The sequence below is a fragment of the Vibrio sp. 10N.261.51.A3 genome, from assembly GCF_041471965.1.
Classification (GTDB): domain Bacteria; phylum Pseudomonadota; class Gammaproteobacteria; order Enterobacterales; family Vibrionaceae; genus Vibrio; species Vibrio crassostreae_C.
This window is the reverse complement of record NZ_JBFRPK010000082.1, coordinates 1360-22068: the sequence shown is the minus strand read 5'-3', so window position 1 is coordinate 22068 and position 20709 is coordinate 1360. Positions and strand designations below refer to the sequence as shown.

Genomic DNA, 20709 nt, shown 5'->3' with positions numbered 1-20709 from the left:
ATAACCAATCGTTATGATGCTTAGGTAACCTATTGATTAATATCAGCTCCAGTGGGTACGTAGAATAAAGCCTTAGTTTGTATGTGTGATCCTTATCATGTTTGTTGGCGTAAACCTTATCGATGATTTCTGTATCCGTATCTCAATAAAAATGACAAAAAGATTAATAGCTTAGGGAATCTCGCGCATGTGTAAAAAATGGACTATACGTTGTAGGGCAGGATGCAAATAACTTACGAAGAGGTTTCTATGACAGCGAAATATGGCGCTAAACGTCGATTAGCGATTTTGGGTACAGCGATGATGGCCGCGTCCAGCGCCACTTTTGCGGCTGAAAAGCCAAATATATTGGTTATTTGGGGGGACGATATTGGTCAATCCAATGTGAGTGCATACACCTTCGGTCTCATGGGTTACAAAACCCCGAATATTGATAGCATCGCGAAAGAAGGGATGATGTTTACGGACTATTACGCAGAGCAATCTTGTACTGCGGGTCGCTCTACCTTTATCACGGGACAAAGTGTATTACGAACGGGTTTGAGTAAAGTAGGTTTGCCGGGCGCAGACATTGGCTTACAAGCAGAAGACGCGACAATCGCAGAAATGCTGAAACCTATGGGTTACATGACAGGTCAATTTGGTAAAAACCACCTTGGCGATAAAGATGAATTCCTTCCAACAGCACACGGGTTTGACGAATTTTTTGGCAACCTTTACCACCTAAATGCTGAAGAAGAACCAGAGAATGAAGATTACCCAACCGATCCTGAGTTTCGTAAGAAATTTGGCCCTCGTGGTGTCATTAAGTCATTCGCTGATGGCAAGATTGAAGATACCGGTCCACTGACGCGTAAGCGTATGGAAACGGTTGATGAAGAAACACTAGACGCGGCACTTGATTTTATGGATCGCGCAGTGAAAGCGGACAAACCATTCTTCGTGTGGTGGAACGCGACACGTATGCACTTTAGAACGCACGTGAAAGCCGACAGTAAAGGCGTAACTGGTGTCGGTAACTACGCTGATGGTATGGTTGAGCACGATCGACACGTTGGGCAACTATTGAAGCAAGTGGATGAGTTGGGTATCAAAGACAACACGATTGTTTTCTACTCAACGGATAACGGCCCTCACATGAACTCTTGGCCTGATGCGGGTACAACCCCGTTCCGTGGTGAGAAAAACACCAACTGGGAAGGCGCATACCGTGTACCAGCAATGGTTCGTTGGCCTGGTAAGATTGAACCAGGAACCGTATCTAACGAAATTATGCACCATATGGACTGGATGCCAACCTTCGTTGCCGCCGCTGGTGATGACCAAATCAAAGAGAAACTACTCAAAGGTCATACTGCCGGTGATAAAACATTTAAGGTTCACTTAGATGGTTATAATTTCCTTCCTTACTTAACCGGTGAAGAAGAGAAAGGCCGTCGTTCGGAGATCTTCTACTTTACCGATGATGGTGATTTAGCGGCGCTTCGTTACAACCAATGGAAAGCGGTGTTCATGGAGCAGCGTGCAACGGGTACCATGCAAATTTGGGCTGAACCGTTCGTGACGTTACGTCTTCCTAAGCTGTTTAACCTGCGTATGGACCCATACGAAAACGCAGACATTACATCGAATACATACTACGATTGGTTGTTAGACCATGCTTATATGTTCGTTCCAGCACAGGCGTATGTCGGCAAGTTCCTAGAAACCTTTGCTGAATACCCGCCACGCCAAAAAGCCGCGAGCTTTAGCTTGGATCAGGTAATGGAAAAACTTCAGGAATCTCATAACAAGTAAGTGATTGTTTGAGTGAAACTGAACAGATTGAAGAGCTCTTAGGAGCTCTTTTTTTATGCGCATACCGATGAGTAAATCCCGGTCGTGAATATGAGTCACAACTATCGAGCTCATTGCCACTAAATAATTGTAAATTCGTTGTTTTTACGTCTACCTTATTAAGCATAAGGATGTATAAAAACAAGGAATGTTATGTCTGCATGGTTGTGCTCACTGGTAAACGGATTGAAACACCAGCGAGTCGCAGTATTATCCGCAATCTTGTCTTCACTGATGTTGTCGCTGTTCAGTCTGAACGCCTATGCCAACGAGCAAGACCCTAATATCAACTCTGATATTTCAAAGGCCAGCTATGTCGGTTCGGAAGCATGTGTTGATTGTCATAGTGAAGAAGTCGCAGCGTGGGAGGGCTCTCATCATGATATGGCGATGAAGCACGCTACAGACGAATCTGTATTAGGCGATTTCAACGATCAAACATTCACTCATGACGGTAAACCCAACCGATTTTTCCGCAAGGGCGAAGAGTTCTGGGTCAATATTGAAGGGCAAGACGGCCACTTTAAAGATTACAAAATCAGCTATACCTTTGCCTTTGAACCACTACAACAATACATGGTTGAATTTGAAGACGGCCGTGTACAGTTGATTCCTTTCGCTTGGGATTCTCGCACTGAGGGCGAAGGCGGTCAACGCTGGTTTCACCTCTATCCTGATACCACCAACACCGATGAATTCTACTGGACCAATAGCGGTCAAAACTGGAACTTCATGTGTGCTGATTGCCATTCAACGAACCTAGAGAAAAACTACGACAGCGCGAGCAACACTTATAATACTACTTGGTCGGAGATCAATGTCGGTTGTGAAGCGTGTCATGGCCCTGCAAGCGAGCACGTTGAACAGGCCTTGTTAGCAAATAAACAGAAAGCCAAAGCTAACGGTGGAAAGGATGCTCCAGTCTCGGCGCATTATGGTTTTGACCGCGACTTGTCGAAGTCGGTCAAAGAGTGGATCTATCAAGAGGGTAATTCAACCCTGCAACCAAAAGACATCATCCATACTAATCAAGTTCAAACCTGTGCTCAATGCCACAGCCGTCGTACTCAGTTAAATGAAACGGGTGATCACGTTAACGGGTCTTTCTTTGATAAGTATCGCTTGAGCTTGATTACCCCAGAGCTTTACCACAACGATGGTCAAATCTACGATGAAGATTACGTTTACGGATCTTTCCTTCAATCCGTGATGGCTGAAAAAGGCGTCACATGTACTAACTGCCACGATCCTCATACCGCTGAACTAAAAATTGCGGAAGAAGCCGTGTGTAGCCAATGTCATATTGCATCAGAATACACGCCTGAAAAGCACACATTCCACGAAGCGAATACTGAAGCTTCACAATGCACGACTTGTCACATGCCAGAGACGACTTACATGGAGGTCGACCCAAGGCGTGACCACAGTTGGCATATCCCACGTCCTGATATTAGCCAACACATTAAAACGCCGAACGTGTGCACTAGCTGTCATGCAGATCAAACCGACCAGTGGGCAGATAAGCAAATCGGTGAGTGGTTCCCAGATTCTAAGTATCGTAATCAGCAGCACTTTGCCGTTGCCTTTTATGCTGACTCGATAGGGCACAGAGGTGCAGAGGATGCGTTGGCATACTCGGCTCAGGACTCTAGCTTAAGCAATATCATTCGTGCATCGAGCTTAGAACGTTTGGGCGGTAATACGGGTAAGAATACGCTTATTTCGCTGGCAAGAGCGGTGAAACATGATGATGAAATGATCCGTTTGGGTGTTGTACAAGGCTCGTCTGGTTTCCCATTCACTGACCGTTGGCAAATTCTAGAGCCGCTACTGAAAGACCCTGTATTGTCGATTCGTTCAGAAACCGCAGGCGCATTAGTGCGTTATTGGGGAGAAATGAACCCTCTGCAGAAAGACCAAATCAAGCCTGCATTAGAAGAGTACATTGAAATACAGCAATTTAATGCCGACAGAGGATTTGGACGTACTAACCTAGGCAACGTTTACCGAGATTTAGGCCAGCACGACAAAGCGATTGAGTTTTATCTAGGCGCTATCGAGATTGAGCCTTATTTCGAAAACAGCTACGCCAATTTAGCGGATTTGTATCGAGCGCAAGGTAACGAGGCAAAAGCGTTGTCGACCTTGAAGCAAGGTATTGAAGCTCAGCCTAAATCGAGTGTTTTGCCATACAGCACAGGATTGTCTCTGCTTCGTGTGAAAGATTACGAACAAGCAACGGACTACCTTAAACAAGCCGCTGAAACTGCGCAAACCGACCCTCAATATTGGTATGTGTACGGATTGGCTTTGGAAAAATCGGATGTGCTTGCGGCAAGTCAATCACTGCATAAGGCTTACCAATTTAGCCGCAACCCACAGCACCTGTATGCCCAGTGTGAAGTGTTGGCGCGAAACAGTCATATACCGGGCGTACCAAAGGCGTTTGAGCAATGTATTTCATCATTGAGCAAAGTGGCACCGCCGGAAGCCATTAACCAATTGAAAGCTAGGTTTAAATAAAGCGATGAGGTGAGCTTGGCTATCGAGCTTGCTGCTTATTCCGCTTGTAACCAATTATCGCGTTTATAACTGTTTATCATGTGTATAACTAATAGTTATGGGGCTTGTGAGTAGGATGTACGCAGCCAGATTGAATTAAGGGAAGACCTATGAACCATGCGCAACAAGCAATAAACCAACTGATTGAACAAACAGAGAAAAGTGTTATCGGTCAGAGCCACGTCGTTCGGGCTCTGGTGATAGGGTTATTGACTAATGGACATGTGCTTCTTGAGGGGCTTCCCGGTACTGCGAAAACTCGCTCAGTAAAATCGCTGGCGAATCTACTGAACACCAGTTTTGGTCGAATTCAGTTTACTCCTGACCTGCTGCCGTCAGATGTGACGGGTACGGAGGTGTATCAAGAGCTTGATGGCAAGCCGCAACTGCATTTCCAACCGGGTCCTATTTTCAACAGCATTGTTTTAGCCGATGAAGTGAACCGTGCGCCTGCAAAGGTACAAGCGGCTCTGCTTGAAGCTATGGCGGAAGGCACGATAACCGTGGGCGGCCAAACTCACATCCTTCCTGACTTGTTCATGGTATTGGCCACTCAAAACCCAGTTGAACAAGAAGGTACTTATCCGCTACCTGAGGCGCAAATGGACCGTTTCATTATGAAAGTGACGGTCGACTACCCAGAAGACGAAGCGGAACGTGACATCATTCGACTGGTGCGCAGTGAGGAGTTGGGTAGCGAAACCAGTTCAGAATTAGTCACTCCACAACATATTGAACCTGAGTTGGTACTTGAGGCACGCCGACAACTTCCAGACATTGCCGTTTCCGATTTAGTTGAGAACTACATTGTGGCCTTGGTCATGGCAACTCGTAAGCCAGAGCGTTACCCAGAATCAAACTTGTCTAAATGGATTGAGATTGGCTCAAGCCCGCGTGCTTCCATTGCGTTGGATAAATGTGCACGCGCTTATGCGTGGTTACAAGGGCGTGACCATGTCACGTTAGATGATGTGCGAGCGATGCTACCTACCGTATTAGGCCACAGATTCTCACTTTCTTATGATGCATTGGCCGATGGCGTTGACCATCAAAGAGTGGTTGAAGAACTGCTTGATAATGTTGAGATCGGATAATTAGGGGGCGTCATGGCGAAGCCAACACAAGCTCCCAAATCGCAAGGCCTTGATCCACGACTGTATTGTGATTATTCAAGGTTAGTGCGAATTCAGGCTCAAGCTGAGTCGTTTTCACTGTTACCTCATTTAAAAGCGGGCAGCGTACTTTCGGGCAGACATAACTCTTTGTTCCGTGGTCGTGGTTTGAACTTCGAAGAATTACGTCATTACCAATTGGGTGATGATATCCGTAATCTCGATTGGAAAGTTACGATGCGAACGGGTAAGCCTCATGTTCGTAGCTATACCGAAGAGAAAGACCGTAATGTGATGATCTGTGTCGATCAGCGCAGTTCGATGTTCTTTGCGTCTCAAAACACCATGAAATCTGTTGTGGCTGCCGAAGTGGCGGCATTGTGTGGATGGCGAGTGCTGAAAGATGGTGATCGTGTCGGCTTCGTTTTGGCCTCGCACCAAAAACTGTTTCATACCAAAGCTCAACGTTCTCAATCTGATTTGTTGGCTCAGCTAAAACATCTTACCAAGGCTAATCAAAGCTTAGGTGTCAGTGTGAGCGATAGCGAAGGTGTTGGATTTAGCCAGTGGATTGAACTGATAAAACGAATGAGATTAAAGCAATCGACCTTAATCTTTATTAGTGATTGGCGAGATTGCCAAGAGCAACATCTTGACCGACTAAAGCAACTGCAACAACACAACGACATCTTAGCCATTATGGTCACCGATCCATTAGAACAATCATTGCCTCAAGATCTGGCAAGCGCAAACTGGGTGGTGGGTGATGGTCGCTTTCAACTTAATCTGGATAGCCAATCTAAGGTTAACCTCGCAAGTGAAAGCCTTGCCCAAAAAGCGGCACTTCAGAAACTGTCCCTTGCTAAATTGATGGCGATGAAAAACCTCCCTTATATAGAATTAGACACGTCGGGCAATCACATATCACAGCTGCAGAAACTAGTGGGAGGGCGCTAAATGGCTGTTGAACATACGCCTCCAAGTACTTATATCCTTCGCGACCTACATGATGTCGCCATTCCTGACAGTGTGAGCTGGGCTCCTCAAACGATCGGCTGGAAGATCCTTGGCGTTATTCTGTTATTGGTCGCTATCTATCTGGCTTATCGCTTGGCGTTAAGGTGGTGGAATAACCGTTATCGCGAAGAAGCGCTTCAAGAACTCATGGTACTGGATGCAAGAGACAAGAACTCAACCGAACGAACCTTTAAAGTCCTCAAAGTGGTGCTTCGTTACCTAGACAGCAGTAATGCCAAGTTGTTTGGCCAAGCTTATGTGAACCGTTTGAACGCTTATCTGCCTGTTAGCGCCAACACGAGTGAAAACAGCAATGCGTTCTTTGCCGATGAAGTTTCGGAATTATGGATGCAAAGCCTAATTGACCCTAATGTGCGTTTGAGCTTTGAACAGCGTTTAGAGGTAATTCAAACCGCGATGATGTGGCTAAAACTTCATAAAGCCGATGTACAAACAAAACCGAATGTACAAGCAACAACAGAGGGGCAAGATAATGTTTGATAGTTTATCTGCCAGCTTTGAGTTCGCGCATCCATTGTGGTTTGTCGCGTTACCATTGCCTCTGTTGGTCTACTTGGCTGTGCCTGCTTATCGCACTAAACAAATGGCCATTAAGGTGCCATTTTTCAGTGAGTTGGTAGAAGCAATAGGCGAGGCGCCATCCGAGGGTGCAAGCCAGTTAACACCAAGCTGGTGGCAACGCACCACATTGATTATTACTTGGGTATTAGTGGTTTGCGCGTTAGCTAAACCAACCATCTTAGGTGAGCCACAAGTTCGTGAACAATTGGGCCGTGATGTCATGGTGGTTGTCGATTTGTCGGGCTCAATGGCGGAGCAAGATTTTACGTCTAAACAAGGGGATAAAATCTCGCGTTTAGACGCAACTAAAGAGGTGTTAGCTGATTTTGCGAAAACCAGAAAAGGTGACCGACTCGGTTTGATCTTGTTTGGTGATGCAGCGTTTGTACAAACGCCATTTACCGCGGACCAAGATGTATGGCTTGAACTGCTTAATCAAACCGATGTCGCGATGGCAGGGCAAAGTACGCACTTGGGCGATGCAATTGGCTTGGCGATCAAGGTGTTTGAACAAAGTGAAAAGCAAAGTGCTGCCGTTCAAGATTCAAACGTCGACACCAACGAAAAAGAGAAAGTCGTGATCGTATTAACAGACGGTAATGATACAGGAAGTTTTGTTGAGCCTATCGATGCCGCAAAAGTCGCCAAGGCTAAAGGCGTTCGAATTCACGTTATTGCGATGGGCGATCCGCAAACCGTTGGAGAGGTTGCTCTGGATATGGAAACCATCAAGCGTGTCGCTCAAGAGTCAGGTGGCGAAGCCTTTGAAGCGCTTAACCGCGACGAACTGACCAAAGCCTACGCTCAAATCGGTGAACTAGAACCACAGTTATATGAAAGTACCACTTATCGTCCTAAACAGGGGCTGCACCATTACTTAATGGCGATTGTTGTTGTGATGTATCTGACTGCCTTTAGTCTGGCGACTTTACGTAGAAGGTCACTTTTGGCTTCTAAAACTAAAAAATTGAAAGGAGAGGATGATGCCTGATTCTCTCACTCTACAACAGTTATTCACCCAGTTTCATTTTATCCGACCTTTGTGGTTGTTGGCCTTTATTCCGATGTTCTTTCTGTTATGGGTTCGTTGGAGAGAAGAGACCAAACCAACGTGGAAAGACATTCTACCTGCACACTTACGTGATGCATTGACGATTGGCGAAACAGGCTGGCGCAAGCAACTGCCGTTGAAGCTATTGGTGGTAATTGTGACTAGCGCCATCATTATCTGTTCTGGCCCAACATGGCAGCGTGAGGCTTCGCCTTTTGGTGAAGACAAAGCGTCGATGTTGGTTGTGCTTGATAACAGTGAATCCATGCTCGCTAAAGACTTACCACCGAGTCGCTTGGAACGATCTAAGCAGAAGATTAGAGACTTATTAGCAGCTCGCAAAGGCGGTAATACGGGCTTAGTGGTTTATGCAGGCAGCGCACACGTCGCGATGCCCGTCACTCAAGACAGCAAGGTATTCGAACCGTTTCTAGCGGCTATCACACCCGATATCATGCCGGTATCAGGTAAGTCAGCAGAAGAAGCACTGCCATTGATTAATCAGCAACTGTCTGGTGAGTTAGGCTCTTCTGTACTGCTGGTATCAGATGGTGTAAACCCAAGCACCATTAGGGCGTACGAGAGTTTCTTTAACGACAATCCGTATCAGTTGCTCATTCTAGCCGCAGGAAATAGCAATGTGGTGAGCGATAACCCTGTCGACCTAGATTCACTGCGTAGCTTAGCGAGCAAGACGGGCGGACGAGTGGTTGAGGTGACCGTTGATGATTCGGATATCCAACAACTGAACAGAGCGGTTGAAAGAAACATGCAGCTCAACGGCGAATCTTCAATGCCTTGGAAAGACATGGGCTATGGCTTGCTTATCCCAATGGCGATTATCATGTTGCTATGGTTCAGAAAAGGCTGGCTGGTGCAGTGGTGTGTCGTTGGTTTGATGATCACAAGCAGCATGTATTTACCAGACACTTTGGCGAAAACAGTCAACTTAACCGCTGAGAAACCCGTGTTGGTGGAGTCGTTTACAGCTTTGGATAAGACCACTCAATGGTGGTGGGACTTATGGCTAACGCCCGACCAACAAGGTCAACGTTTGTTGAACCAGAAAGAGTACCTTCAAGCTGCCAAACATTTTACTGACCCAATGCGAAAGGGCGCGGCTTATTACTATGCTCGTGATTTTAAGCTCGCTCACAGTGCGTTTTTGCAAACCAAAACTGACCTTGGTTTGTACAATGCAGCGAGTGCGTTAGCTAGGCAGCGTGAATACCTTGCCGCACGAGACCTCTTGAAATCATTAAGTGAGAAAGAGGATCTGTCACCAGAACTAAGAACGGATGTGGAGAACAATCTTGCTGTGCTTAGTGGAATTGTCGAAGAGGTAAACCGAACCAGTGAAAGCCAGTCTGGAACCACAGATGGCCCTGAAGAATCTTTAGAACTCGAAGACGATCAGCCGCGAACGGGTGATGGCGCTGAAGAAGAAACGGTAGCGGAATTGATGCTTAAGGAAACACTTAACGCGAATGAGATTTTGGGCAGCCAAGAGCTTGCCGACAAGTGGTTAAAGCGAGTAGAAGCCGATCCTAAGTTCTTCTTGAAATCCAAATTCCAAATTCAGTTAAGAGATCCTGCGCCTTCCATCGAACAAGCGTCAAAACAGGAGCAAACGCAATGAGTCGATATGATTTAGCTCTTGAAGCGATTCAATCAAAGAGAGTGCGATTCAGATCCCATAAGTGGCTACTGTCGATGATTCTTATATTGAGTTGGTTTTTTCCTTTTGTTGCTTCTGCTACAGATATCTTCGACCTCCAAAAAAGTGGTGACGTTGAGCTTATCGCTTGGGTAGGGGAAAAGCCAAAGTCAGGCGATAAGATAACGCAGACTAAAGTGAGCGTTAATGAGCAGGTAATTCTGAACATTGAGGTGGCGACGCCGCGTTGGTTAACGGGAGGGACTCGAATCGGCAGTATCGAAATCCCTAACGTTATCGCTAAGCAGCGTAACCAACTCGCGACGAACTACACAGAAAGAGTCGGTGGTACTACATGGTCACGTCAGCGTTGGGAAGTGACGCTTTATCCGATGACTTCCGGTGAGTTTGTTATTCCAACCGTACCGGTTCGTATCCAAGTTTCTGCTCCTGATGGTTCAAACGTGGGCGGTACGCTTTACACGCAGCCGATTAAGTTTGAAGCTTCGTTGCCTTCAGGTTTACTCGATAATGAAACGCCTTGGTTTTCTGCGACAGAAGTAGATATAGAGCAGCAATGGCAACGCTCAAGTGAAGAGCTAAAAGTTGGCGATGCTATTACTCGAACTATCACGATTAAGGCAAAAGACAGCTTTTCTGTGTTGCTGCCAGATGTGCTAACCAATAAGTCCACTAAGCAGTTCCAAGCTTACCCACAGCCCAACCGTTTGGATGACACTCAAGAACGTGGTGATTATCGCTCAAGCCGAGTTGAACAGACTGTATATGTGATTCAGCAGGGTGGTGAGTTTACGCTGCCAGAGTTTTCATTTCAGTGGTGGGACAGCAAAAATCAACGCCTTGAAAACGTGGTGATAAAAGGCGAAGTGTTTGAAGCCAAACACACAGTCCAATCTTTCATCAAGGCCTACATGTCGGTGTTTATTACTGTTGGTTTGGTGTTGTTAGTCTGCATTGCGTTGATTGTTTCGGTTAAGCGTTACTACGCAAACCGCCCAACACCGAGTTGGCTGGTACTACGTCGTTTAGTTAAGCAAGGTAATTGGGCTGCATTAAGAACCTTTATCTACCGTCAATTGCGAAACCAAACCTCTCAGTTAGAACTGAATAAAGTGCAACTGGATAAAGCGCAACATGGTAAATCAAATGGACAAAAGCGTTGGCTAGAAGATAGCGAAGCCCTTCAACAAGGATGTGAAGATAAAAACGTATTCACTCGTTTATGGAAAGGGTTACGTAACTTGCCCAGTGACACATCAAACTCAAGCAATTCTCGTTCAATTGCCGCTCGCTTGAAAATCCCTAAAGCCTTGCCAAACTTAAAAGATAGAACTAAGTAGCAAACTTTAGTTATTCGCATCGAACATAATCGGCAGGTTCTCTACTATGGGGAACCTGCTTCTTTAATATGGAACTGTATGAAAAGTACCGAACTAAATCTAATTCCTATATTTGTTGCTATCTATGAAGAGCAGAACTTATCTAGAGCTGCTAATCGCATGGATATAAGCCAACCAGCAGTGAGTAAAGCACTTGCAAGGTTGAGAGATATCTATGATGAGCCACTGTTTCATCGCACCACATCAGGCGTAGAGCCAACCACATTCGCTATTGATATCTATCCTGCAATGGCCGCTGCACTTAAAAACTTTACTTCTACCTTATCCGCATCAAGAGACTTCGATCCTAAAACCTCAGGCCGCGTGTTTTCCATTGCCTGCGTCTCGGCGGCGAGCTACGAAATGATGCCAAAAGTCATGCGGTTAATCAGCCAAGTCGCACCAGGTATCGCGTTAGAGGTTCACCCTCTGTTTACCGAAGACTATGAGTCTGATTTAAGGCTGCAAAGACACGACGTGATTGTTGATATGACGCCTAAAGGAAGAACCATGCTTAAGCACGAGGTGATTTCTACAGAAGAGCTGGTCGTGGTGTGTAGTAGTGATCATCCTACGGTTGGCGATACCATCGATATGGAACAGTTCTTAGCACTCGAGCATGTGGTGGTCTCTAGGTGGCATGCGCGCAAAAGCTTATTAAGCTCTGAGCACTATAGTGACCTTGAGAAACGTAGAATCGTGTATCGCGCAGCGGGCGTTGTAGAGATGCTTCCTGTTATCGAAGGCTCTGAGTACATCGGAGTAATGCCTATTTCATCAGTGCGTTGTTTTGCTGAAAAGTACGCGGTAAAAACACTACCATTACCCTTCGAGTTGGAAGACCTCGATATGTGTATGATTTGGCATCCAAGCCGTACTAATGAACCAAGCCATAAGTGGTTACGAGCTAAGATCAAAGCGGCAGCAAAAGAGTTATCAAGTTAGCCTATACAAGGACATAGCCATGGACAGCATTCGCGTGATTTTAAACGGAAAGAAAGCCAATATCCCGGAATTAAGGCAAGCCATCTTTGCGGCGAGGGACAATGATATTGACCTGCAAGTTAGAGTGACTTGGGAATCGTCGGACATGTTTCGTTTGGTAAGCGAGGCAATATGCGATGGTGTTAAGCGTCTGATTGTTGTCGGTGGCGATGGAACGGTGAATGAAGCCGTTAACGCGCTCAACCAGTTCCGTGCCAGTGAAAGACCACAACTGGCGCTTATCCCAATGGGCACTGCGAATGATTTTGCTACCGCAACGGGAATACCTAACGATATTTCGGGTGCTTTTGAACTAGCGCTGGAAGGCAAGGCGTTTGCGGTGGATAGCGCGCGTGCGAATGACCGCTATTTTATGAATGTCGCTGCGGCGGGTTTTGGTGCTGAAGTCACAGCTGAAACGCCAGTCGAGCTTAAAGATTTTCTCGGTGGCGGTGCGTATACACTAACAGGTGTGGTGAAAGCACTTGGCTTTAAGCCCTACAGTGGCACGTTGCCCATAGACAAAGGCAGCTTTACCGGCGAGATCCTTGTTGGTGCTTTTTGTAATGGTCGCTTAGCGGGTGGAGGACAAGAGTTAGCACCCAATGCATTGATTGATGATCGCTGTTTACCCAGTCGGGTATCGAGCTATCACGCGCCACCATGGCAAGGTGGGTTATCCAAGTCAGTGAGAAGTTCGCCCCGCTGTATGTGGCCTTGAAGGAGAACCTACTTCAACAAGTGGTGGTTCAGGCGGATGAAACGCCGCTCAATGTGCTCAAAGAAGAGAAGCAGTGTTATATGTGGCTTTACTGCTCAGGCGCTGACTCGCCCGAAGCGGCACTGCCGAATGTGAAAAAATCGCCTTGTACGACTATCAAAACAGTCGCGCGAGGGTGTGCCCCGTGGACTTTTTAGGTGACTACAACGGTTATCTACAAACCGATGGCTACACGGCTTATCATGGTCTGCATCACGTCACTAATGTGGGGTGCTTAACGCAAGTTCATGGACGCGAAGAAGCTTCAAGGGGAAGGTAAATCGGGCAAGGCTGATAAAGTGCTGGCTAAACCCCAAAAGCTCTACGGGATAGAATCACGCTTAAAAGGTGCGCCTGCCGAAGAACGCAAAGCAGAGCGTTAAGCGTATGCCAAGCCGATACTGGATGAGCTTTACCAATGGATGACAACCCAGAAGGTGATAGGCTCTAGCCCACTAGGCAAAGCAATAAAGTACTAGCTCGGGCAATGGCCTAAACTCATTCGTTATATCGACGATGGTCACTTATCTATCGATAATAATCGCGCTGAACGCGCAATTAAACCGCTGGTTATTTGGCAGGGAAAATTGGCTATTCTCCAACACACAAACGGTGCTGAGGCGAGCGCGATGCTTTACAGTATCGTCGAGACTGCAAAAGCCAACGGTCTTATCCTCTAAGACTACATGGTCAAGTGCATGAAAGAGCTCGCGAAAGCAGAGCCTGATATCGACGCACTTCTACCTTGGACCTCTTCGGGTCAAGTCAAAACAGACCTCAACAATATTGGCTTTGGCCTCGAAACTTACGTTTGGTGCTAACTATGCCATCGGACTCTAATAACATATTTGGGTTCTTTGATGAGTTTGAAGCTTCAGAAGGAGAGTCACAGCAACCCCCTATAGAGCTGTTTCAAGAACCCGTTGAAATTTTATCAACCCTAGATAGTCAGCCAAAGAAGGTACAACAAGAAGTCTTTGTGATAAATAAAAAGCGACATCCACTCACGGTAGTGAATATATGTAGGATCACGTCCTGCATAAGTGATTTATTCAAATTTAAAGAGTGAATTAATATCGCACCATAAAGAAAAAATACTTCAAATACTCCAGAAATGAGCATGGCTGAGCATAGGGATTCTCAGGTTTGATGATACCAATATCAGGTCAGATGGCCGAACACATTTATGGGTACAACCATGAATTTAACGCATCGCTCACTCATGGTTATCGCTATCACTGTTGCTCTTTCTGCGTGGGGTAGTGATGAAACCAGCTCACGTCCTATTAAGCCAGAACCGCTTCAGACATTACCAACAGAGCAGGTTTCAGTATCCATCGGGGACGCGACTCTTTTCGCAAATAGAGAGTCTGTTGTGATCAATACCTTAGCAGGTGACGAGCAACGCGTATCCATTGAAGCGTTTAAAGGAATCACTTACGCCGATCAACAACGTTTTCAGCACAGTCACTCCGTCAATTAGAACACAATGCTGATAGCGCTATAGATGCGACACAATTTGGCGCCGTGTGCCCACAGCTTAAAATAACCCAGCAAGAGCAATCTGAAGATTGCTTGAATCTTAATATTTGGCGTCCTTCGGAGATCAATGGTTCAGAGTCATTACCCGTGTATGTCTTTATTCATGGTGGGGACTTTGAATATGGCGCAGGTTCTGATACCGACATTAACGGTGATACCGTCGTGGCTAAAAGATACCATTCGATATACGGGTGGCGTTGGCGCTGGAAAGGCGAACCTCGATATTTTCAAAGAGTTCAGTATAGGTGCGTCGTACAACAAAACGATTCAATTCGGCACAAAAACCTCGGGAGTCGCTGCGCTTCAGCAGCTCCAGTTTCGAGTGGCAAACACACCATTGATGCTGGGTGTGAAACAGATTATTGGCCAGAGCTCGGTAGAGTTTGAGACCAGTAATGAAGATGTGAATAACGCTATCAATGGCGTTATTCAATATTTTATGGGCGAAAGCTCGGTGACCTCTGGGCTGGGTGTTGTCGCGGAATACGATAATGCGATTGATAATCGTTGGACCGTTTCTGCGTTTTATGGCCTGGATAAAGCGACAGTAGAGGGCAGTCTGTCAGACGATGAAAGTGTCGATGCGTATGGTGCTGGATTTCGCTATCAGATAGCTTGCCGATATGGGTTACACATGGGGGTAGACCTCGCTTTTAGTGACGTTGACAGCGCGTTTTATATAACGGTTGGCAGTGGATTCTAATGATGGAAAGGTGGGTGTTAGTCAATCGATTGATTTTTCTACATGCAGCATAGTTTTCATAGCAATCATGAACTAATATTCTTTTACAACAAACATAACAGGTATCAATATGAAAAATTACGACCCAAATGAATTGGACGCTACGCAAGTATTACTTGATGGTGTCGATACAGATAAACGTTCGACTTTGACTAAGTTAGCGGTTGGGGCTGCGGCACTGCCTTTTGCCTCTGTTTTACATGCAGCCCCTGAAAAACTGGTTGGCCAAAACATCAAACTGATACCTAACGAGAAAGGGCCATTTGATATCGTTATCGAAAATGGCCGTGTTGTTGATCCTGAAACTGGACTCGACGCAATTCGTCACGTCGGTATTAAAGGTAAGCGTATTGCTGCAATCTCAGACAAAAAGCTGCAAGGCAAAACAATCATCGATGCTGAAGGTCTCGTGGTTGCACCTGGCTTTATCGATATGCACGCTCACGGACAACAACTTCCTGCTGCCCGTGCTCAAGCATTCGATGGCGTAACCACCGCTCTTGAGATGGAATCTGGTCTATTCCCAATCGGAACGTACTACGATATTACTGCTGCTGAAGGTCGCCCGATTAATTACGGCGCTTCTGTAGCATGGACTTACGCTCGTATTCAAGCAAAAGAACCTACGATGCCTGCTCCTGATGGTACGATTGTTTGGTTCCAGAAAGCTTTTTCTAAAAACAATTGGCAAAATACCCTAGCAACCCCAGATGAATTAAAACAAATTCTGGGCTCGGTTGAGCAAGGTCTTAAAGAGGGGGGCTTAGGCATTGGTATTAACGCGGGTTACGCACCAGGTTATGGCCACAAAGAGTACTATGATCTTGCTAAACTAGCAAAACGCTATGAAGTACCAACCTACACTCACGTTCGTTACCTAAACAGCGCAGAGCCACAATCAAGCTTTGAAGCATACCAAGAACTCATTAGCCTGTCGGCGACAACGGGTGCACACATGCACATTTGTCACCTCAACAGCACGTCAGTACAAGATATCGAAGATTGTGCCGATTTAGTTCAATCCGCCATTGATCAAGGTTTAGCCGTTACTACTGAAGCTTATCCTTATGGTGCTGGCTCTTCCGTTATTGGCGCAGAAGTTTTCCGTGGTGACGATTGGTTACAACGTTGGGGTGTACCAAGCGCTAGCTACATGGAAGCGAATGGTAAAGCACTAAACCAAGAAAAAGTCACTGAACTACAAGCATCAGCGCCCGGTACCGTGGTTGTCATGCACTTCTTAAAACCCGATGAGAACAAAGAAGATCGCGCTAAAATGGACCGTTCAGTATTGTTCCCAGGTGCAGCTATCGCTTCAGATGCAATGCCTTGGATGGATGATAAAGGCGTATTAATTGAAGGTGATGTATGGCCACTTCCAAGCAACGCAATAGCTCACCCTCGCTCACTTGCTTGTTTCTCTCGTTTTATTGAAAAATATGTCGAGGAATACAAAGCGGTAACACTAGTAGAAGCGATGGAAAGAACTAGCTTAAACGCATGTCGTATTCTTGAGGATGCTGTGCCACAAATGGCAAATAAAGGTCGTATTCAAGTAGGTAAAGATGCTGATTTAGCTATTTTCAAACTTGATGAAGTAAAAGCCGTTGCAACATTTGATAAACCAAATGCCCTTTCTACAGGCATGAAATACGTACTTGTAAACGGGACACCTATCATTGAAGCTGGTGAAATGTTGTTAGATTCAAACCCAGGTGAAGCGGTTCGCAACAAAGTTACTGGCTAAGTTATCCTGACTTAAAAGGTTGGGCATTAGCTCAACCTTTTTTATTGCTTACCGAGTAAATATAGACAACGAAAATCGAAAGAGAGCATGCTATGAGCAAGAAGCCTATTCCAGTAACAATTTTAGCCGGATTTTTAGGAGCAGGGAAAACGACCCTACTAAACCATATATTAACCAATGCAAATGGAATGCGCATGGCTGTGATCGTCAATGATTTTGGATCAATCAATGTTGATGCGGAGTTAGTTAAATCTGAAAGTGAAAATATGATCAGCCTAGAGAATGGCTGTATCTGTTGTAACCTTGCAGAAGGACTAGTCGTTTCGGTAATGCGTTTACTCGCATTAGAGGAACGCCCAGACCATATTATTGTTGAAACTTCAGGTATCGCAGAACCCAAAGAAGTGGCACTTCAATTTGAAGATCCGGAACTGCAAGCACACGCACCTTTAAATGCAATCGTGACGACGATCGATGCGGAAAACATTTTAGGGCTAGAAGGCCCAATGGAGACGTTGTCGAAGCAGCAAATTCAAGTGGCTGACATTGTTCTGGTTAATAAAGTTGACCTAGTCGATGCTGATAAACTAGAGCAAGTCAAAGCATGGTGCCGAGTACAAGCTCCGTTTGCTAAATTGATTGATATTTCATTCGGCGAAGTGGATTTACCTATCTTATTTGATGCCCCTGAAAGTACGCGCTTTGTCACTAACAAAATAGCGGGTGATCAAAGGGAATGCCAGCACCATGATTGTCATGATGAGCACTGTCATCACGTGAACCATGATTTCGAAACATTCAGCTTTGAAACTGATCAACCGCTTAATCTACAAAGTTTGTATCCTCTACTGCAACAGTTTTCAATTGATGCTTATCGCATGAAAGGTATTTTAAATTTAACCGATCGTCCTGATCATCGCTGTGTATTTCAGTGCACGGGCCAGCGAGCCAATGTGACGGTTGGAGATGCATGGGAAGATGATGAATCTCGTTCGTCACGGTTAGTCTTCATTGGACCTAAAGGTGGCCTTGATAAAGAGAGTATGCGTAAAAAACTGAACGCACTGGTGGCGTAGTTAGAACGGAAATGGAGTAGATGGCAAGCCTATCAACCTAGCGCTTGCCTATACCTAGCTTACCTCTGCCTACTTTGCATTGACTCATCCTAAGCATCCTTATCTTATTGAATTATTGGCTACTTTCGATTCTATTCGGTTTTTCCAAATCCATATTGCTCATTCCCCTCGCCATCTGAAACAAAATAGTCTTATCGATTTTCGAGACTCTGTTCATCAGTACCTTCTCAGAATCGGTTAACGTCAAAAAGCAGATAAAGACTCAATCGTGGGTTATTGGGGCGTGTTGATCAGCGATTGTTAGCTCGATGGTTAGTCCTCAATGATGGAATCAAAATGACGACTAAATATAGAATAAACCATGATTTGTCCCGCCATAATCGCGCCAAACATCAGCAAGGCGGACAGACCAATATTCGGAATGGGTAAAATGGAGGTCGCAAAGAAGGACTCACTTGCTCCGACAATGATTCGACTACCGGGGACAAGAATGATGATCCCTTGAATAATGTATATGAGTGGTGGAACGTGACGCAATTTTCCCATCCCCAACCCGTAAAGCGTAATGAGTATTGTGCTTACCCATGTACCTACAACCCAATCGGAAGTAAACCAATGTGGCCCCCACATGCCAATTGCCGCGACAGGAAGGCCTAAGAGAATTTCTGTCATACTTGCGTTGAAAATAAGGCCAATAGCGACAGAAATCCCGATCAGTGCGGTGACATGAAGAACGAATGGGATTTCATCAATAAATACCGGTACCGATAATGGTTGATTGATTATGTTGGCTAAGCCTAACCCCATAACAATGCCGATGAATATTTTCATTACTATGAGTGCGCTTTGTGCAAGCAGTTCGATACCTGACCGAAAGTCATTGAGAGCAAGACTGGCTAAGCCGTTGGTGACGGTTAACCCAGGAATAAAAAGGACAATGGAAGAAATGCACAGTGCCAATGTTGGTAAGCCGGGAACCTGTGCCGCTATCATACCGGTTAAAAAACTGGCTACTAAGGCGACAAAGAACTCGACAAGAATGCTTCTTGGCCCAGTCAGGAAAATTTGTGCTAGCCAGGCTATAGCGCCCAGAATAATGGATAAACCGACCGCCAGATAAGTACTGCCAACTAACATTAAATAACATGGCGGAAGCAATAAATTGGCAAAGCACAAGGTACGATTCGAGTAGGTTTCTGAACCTTCGTAATGGGAATGAGTCGAAAACCCTTTAAGCGTTGCGACTAAATCACGTAAGTTAACCGAGGGTGGTTTTTTGTTTTCCATCACGACTTTTTGCGTGGGTTGCTCAAAAATAGTGATGACTTTTGTCGGGGTCACATCAATAGAGACATCAATGTTCTGGCGTTTTGCATAAGCTTGAGTGTATTGAGCTACCGAGTAAGGCGCACAACCAGATTGATGTAATCGGTCCGAAAAGCTCAAAATTTCTTGCTGGCATTGTTCGATATGATTTGTTTGTTTCATTCTGTTTGTTTCTCAATTACCAAGGCGATATATGTTTGAGGGGCATTCTAATTCAATAGTATCCTCATTCAAGCGTAACCAATAGTCGTGTATAGAGGACGGGCCCCTACAAACGAACAAGGCAATGGTTAAAAAGATAGGATTCATTGAATGAGAGGTTATCAGTTTATCGTTGAGGTAAATCAGTCATTGTTGAAGCTGCAACCTCAAAAATAGATCCGCTCACGCAGCTATTTGAAGGCGTAAAACTCCAAATCCATGAGGTGATTGATTTAACTCTGAGGCTTTTAGAAAAGCTCGGTAATGAGTAAAGGAAACTAATATTTAGGAAATGGAAGCCTAAATAAGATTGATGATGAGCGTTAGAATCACAACTAGAATGGAACCGACATAAGCAATTTCAATAATGTTTGAATCAATCCAGTTGCAGTATGCTTGAATTGCTAAACTCAGTTTGTTTTTCATAATGGCCTTTGGAAAATTAACCGAAATCTACTGTAAATAATAGCTTATTATGAGTGAGCTTTGATGACGGTTTCAAAGGTTCCTTAGCGCTAACAGTGTGATTGCGGCGCTCACGTATTAACAATATCGTCACGTGGGTTCATGGGGCGGATACAGTCGATAAGGTTTAAGAGCAGAAAGTTGGGCTAAAAAAGAGCCGCTTATTTGTGGTTCATCGCGGCTTTCCAAGAAGTAGTCGGTATCTCGATACCCATACCCCATTCGCTTGATTAGTTTTATCTTGTTGTTTATCCCTTCTAGGGTGCAGGTGTTTAGCGGATAACTTGCCGATGCGATAATACCGTGAAGATAAGGACTCAGTTTTCGTGCGAACTCTTTCAATGGCTTAATTCCACTCTCTTGTACTTGTGCCCACCAAGCCTCCCAGAGCCCTTTAGCATGTGCTTCTGATTCACAATACCAAAGCTCTTTGAGTTGTGCCCCGAGTATATAAGTGGTCATTAAGTCCTTATTGATATTCAATATTTCTGTAAGATAGCTGTCTTGCCGTGGATTTAAGTTGCCTCTATTTTTCAACAACACCCAGCGTGAGCGCTTGACCCATTACCTCACGACCGAACTTAGCAACAACATGGAATAAGTCGTAAACGATTTTTGCATTCGGGCAGTGCGCTTGAACTTCAAGGTC

19 protein-coding genes and 3 pseudogenes are annotated in these 20709 nt (G+C 45.3%); 20 read left to right on the top strand and 2 right to left on the bottom strand.

Annotated features, from left to right (window positions below):
• Window positions 1–249 precede the first annotated feature (249 nt).
• The 20 genes and pseudogenes from AB4371_RS18715 (at window position 250) to AB4371_RS18620 (ending at window position 18068) form a co-directional block, all read left to right on the top strand.
• On the top strand, window positions 250–1797 hold the full coding sequence (locus tag AB4371_RS18715; RefSeq protein WP_017060009.1) for an arylsulfatase: 1548 nt from the start codon (window positions 250–252) through the stop codon (window positions 1795–1797).
• Window positions 1798–1989: 192 nt separating this feature from the next.
• Window positions 1990–4359, top strand: a complete 2370-nt coding sequence (locus AB4371_RS18710; protein ID WP_372150466.1) for a tetratricopeptide repeat protein — start codon at window positions 1990–1992, stop codon at window positions 4357–4359.
• A 149-nt stretch (window positions 4360–4508) separates the two neighbouring features.
• The gene (locus tag AB4371_RS18705) at window positions 4509–5492 is read left to right on the top strand and encodes a MoxR family ATPase (protein WP_017060007.1); all 984 of its coding nucleotides are present in this window, start codon (window positions 4509–4511) and stop codon (window positions 5490–5492) included.
• Between the two features lie 12 nt (window positions 5493–5504).
• Complete coding sequence (locus tag AB4371_RS18700) at window positions 5505–6467, top strand: DUF58 domain-containing protein (protein WP_017060006.1); 963 nt, start codon at window positions 5505–5507, stop codon at window positions 6465–6467.
• Window positions 6468–7028 (top strand): DUF4381 domain-containing protein, encoded by a 561-nt coding sequence (locus tag AB4371_RS18695; protein ID WP_372150465.1) that lies wholly within the window; start codon window positions 6468–6470, stop codon window positions 7026–7028. It abuts the gene before it with no gap.
• The gene (locus tag AB4371_RS18690) at window positions 7021–8100 is read left to right on the top strand and encodes a VWA domain-containing protein (RefSeq protein WP_372150464.1); all 1080 of its coding nucleotides are present in this window, start codon (window positions 7021–7023) and stop codon (window positions 8098–8100) included. Before AB4371_RS18695 ends, AB4371_RS18690 begins: the two co-directional genes overlap by 8 nt.
• A complete protein-coding gene (locus AB4371_RS18685; protein ID WP_372150463.1) occupies window positions 8093–9799 on the top strand; it encodes a VWA domain-containing protein in 1707 nt (568 codons plus the stop codon). The genes AB4371_RS18690 and AB4371_RS18685 overlap by 8 nt, the downstream gene beginning before the upstream one ends.
• Complete coding sequence (locus AB4371_RS18680) at window positions 9796–11178, top strand: BatD family protein (RefSeq protein ID WP_372150462.1); 1383 nt, start codon at window positions 9796–9798, stop codon at window positions 11176–11178. The genes AB4371_RS18685 and AB4371_RS18680 overlap by 4 nt, the downstream gene beginning before the upstream one ends.
• A gap of 78 nt (window positions 11179–11256) precedes the next feature.
• A complete protein-coding gene (locus tag AB4371_RS18675; RefSeq protein ID WP_017064697.1) occupies window positions 11257–12162 on the top strand; it encodes a LysR family transcriptional regulator in 906 nt (301 codons plus the stop codon).
• A 19-nt stretch (window positions 12163–12181) separates the two neighbouring features.
• Window positions 12182–12922 (top strand): lipid kinase YegS, encoded by a 741-nt coding sequence (yegS, locus tag AB4371_RS18670; protein WP_108111935.1) that lies wholly within the window; start codon window positions 12182–12184, stop codon window positions 12920–12922.
• Window positions 12865–13119: a transposase gene (locus tag AB4371_RS18665; protein WP_083190239.1), complete on the top strand. Its 255-nt coding sequence runs from the start codon at window positions 12865–12867 to the stop codon at window positions 13117–13119. Before yegS ends, AB4371_RS18665 begins: the two co-directional genes overlap by 58 nt.
• Entirely contained in the window at window positions 13098–13241 is a 144-nt protein-coding gene (locus tag AB4371_RS18660) for a transposase (RefSeq protein WP_372127138.1), read from the top strand. Before AB4371_RS18665 ends, AB4371_RS18660 begins: the two co-directional genes overlap by 22 nt.
• Complete coding sequence (locus tag AB4371_RS18655; protein WP_372127163.1) at window positions 13210–13344, top strand: hypothetical protein; 135 nt, start codon at window positions 13210–13212, stop codon at window positions 13342–13344. Before AB4371_RS18660 ends, AB4371_RS18655 begins: the two co-directional genes overlap by 32 nt.
• A gap of 111 nt (window positions 13345–13455) precedes the next feature.
• Window positions 13456–13641 (top strand): annotated as a pseudogene (locus AB4371_RS18650) (transposase); the annotation flags it as partial.
• Window positions 13642–13659: 18 nt separating this feature from the next.
• The gene (locus AB4371_RS18645) at window positions 13660–13782 is read left to right on the top strand and encodes a hypothetical protein (RefSeq protein WP_017064694.1); all 123 of its coding nucleotides are present in this window, start codon (window positions 13660–13662) and stop codon (window positions 13780–13782) included.
• A gap of 377 nt (window positions 13783–14159) precedes the next feature.
• Entirely contained in the window at window positions 14160–14444 is a 285-nt protein-coding gene (locus tag AB4371_RS18640; protein ID WP_017062010.1) for a hypothetical protein, read from the top strand.
• Window positions 14445–14488: 44 nt separating this feature from the next.
• A pseudogene (locus AB4371_RS18635) lies at window positions 14489–14611 on the top strand (carboxylesterase family protein); the annotation flags it as partial.
• Window positions 14571–15206: a hypothetical protein gene (locus AB4371_RS18630; protein ID WP_136982111.1), complete on the top strand. Its 636-nt coding sequence runs from the start codon at window positions 14571–14573 to the stop codon at window positions 15204–15206. The pseudogene AB4371_RS18635 and the gene AB4371_RS18630, both read left to right, overlap by 41 nt.
• 109 nt (window positions 15207–15315) lie before the next feature.
• Complete coding sequence (locus AB4371_RS18625) at window positions 15316–16992, top strand: amidohydrolase family protein (RefSeq protein ID WP_372150461.1); 1677 nt, start codon at window positions 15316–15318, stop codon at window positions 16990–16992.
• A 92-nt stretch (window positions 16993–17084) separates the two neighbouring features.
• On the top strand, window positions 17085–18068 hold the full coding sequence (locus tag AB4371_RS18620; protein ID WP_108202790.1) for a GTP-binding protein: 984 nt from the start codon (window positions 17085–17087) through the stop codon (window positions 18066–18068).
• Window positions 18069–18380: 312 nt separating this feature from the next.
• Here AB4371_RS18620 and AB4371_RS18615 read toward each other — a convergent pair whose 3' ends face one another.
• Entirely contained in the window at window positions 18381–19556 is a 1176-nt protein-coding gene (locus tag AB4371_RS18615; protein WP_017064690.1) for a threonine/serine exporter family protein, read from the bottom strand.
• Between the two features lie 594 nt (window positions 19557–20150).
• Window positions 20151–20709, bottom strand: a pseudogene (locus AB4371_RS18610) (transposase); the annotation flags it as partial.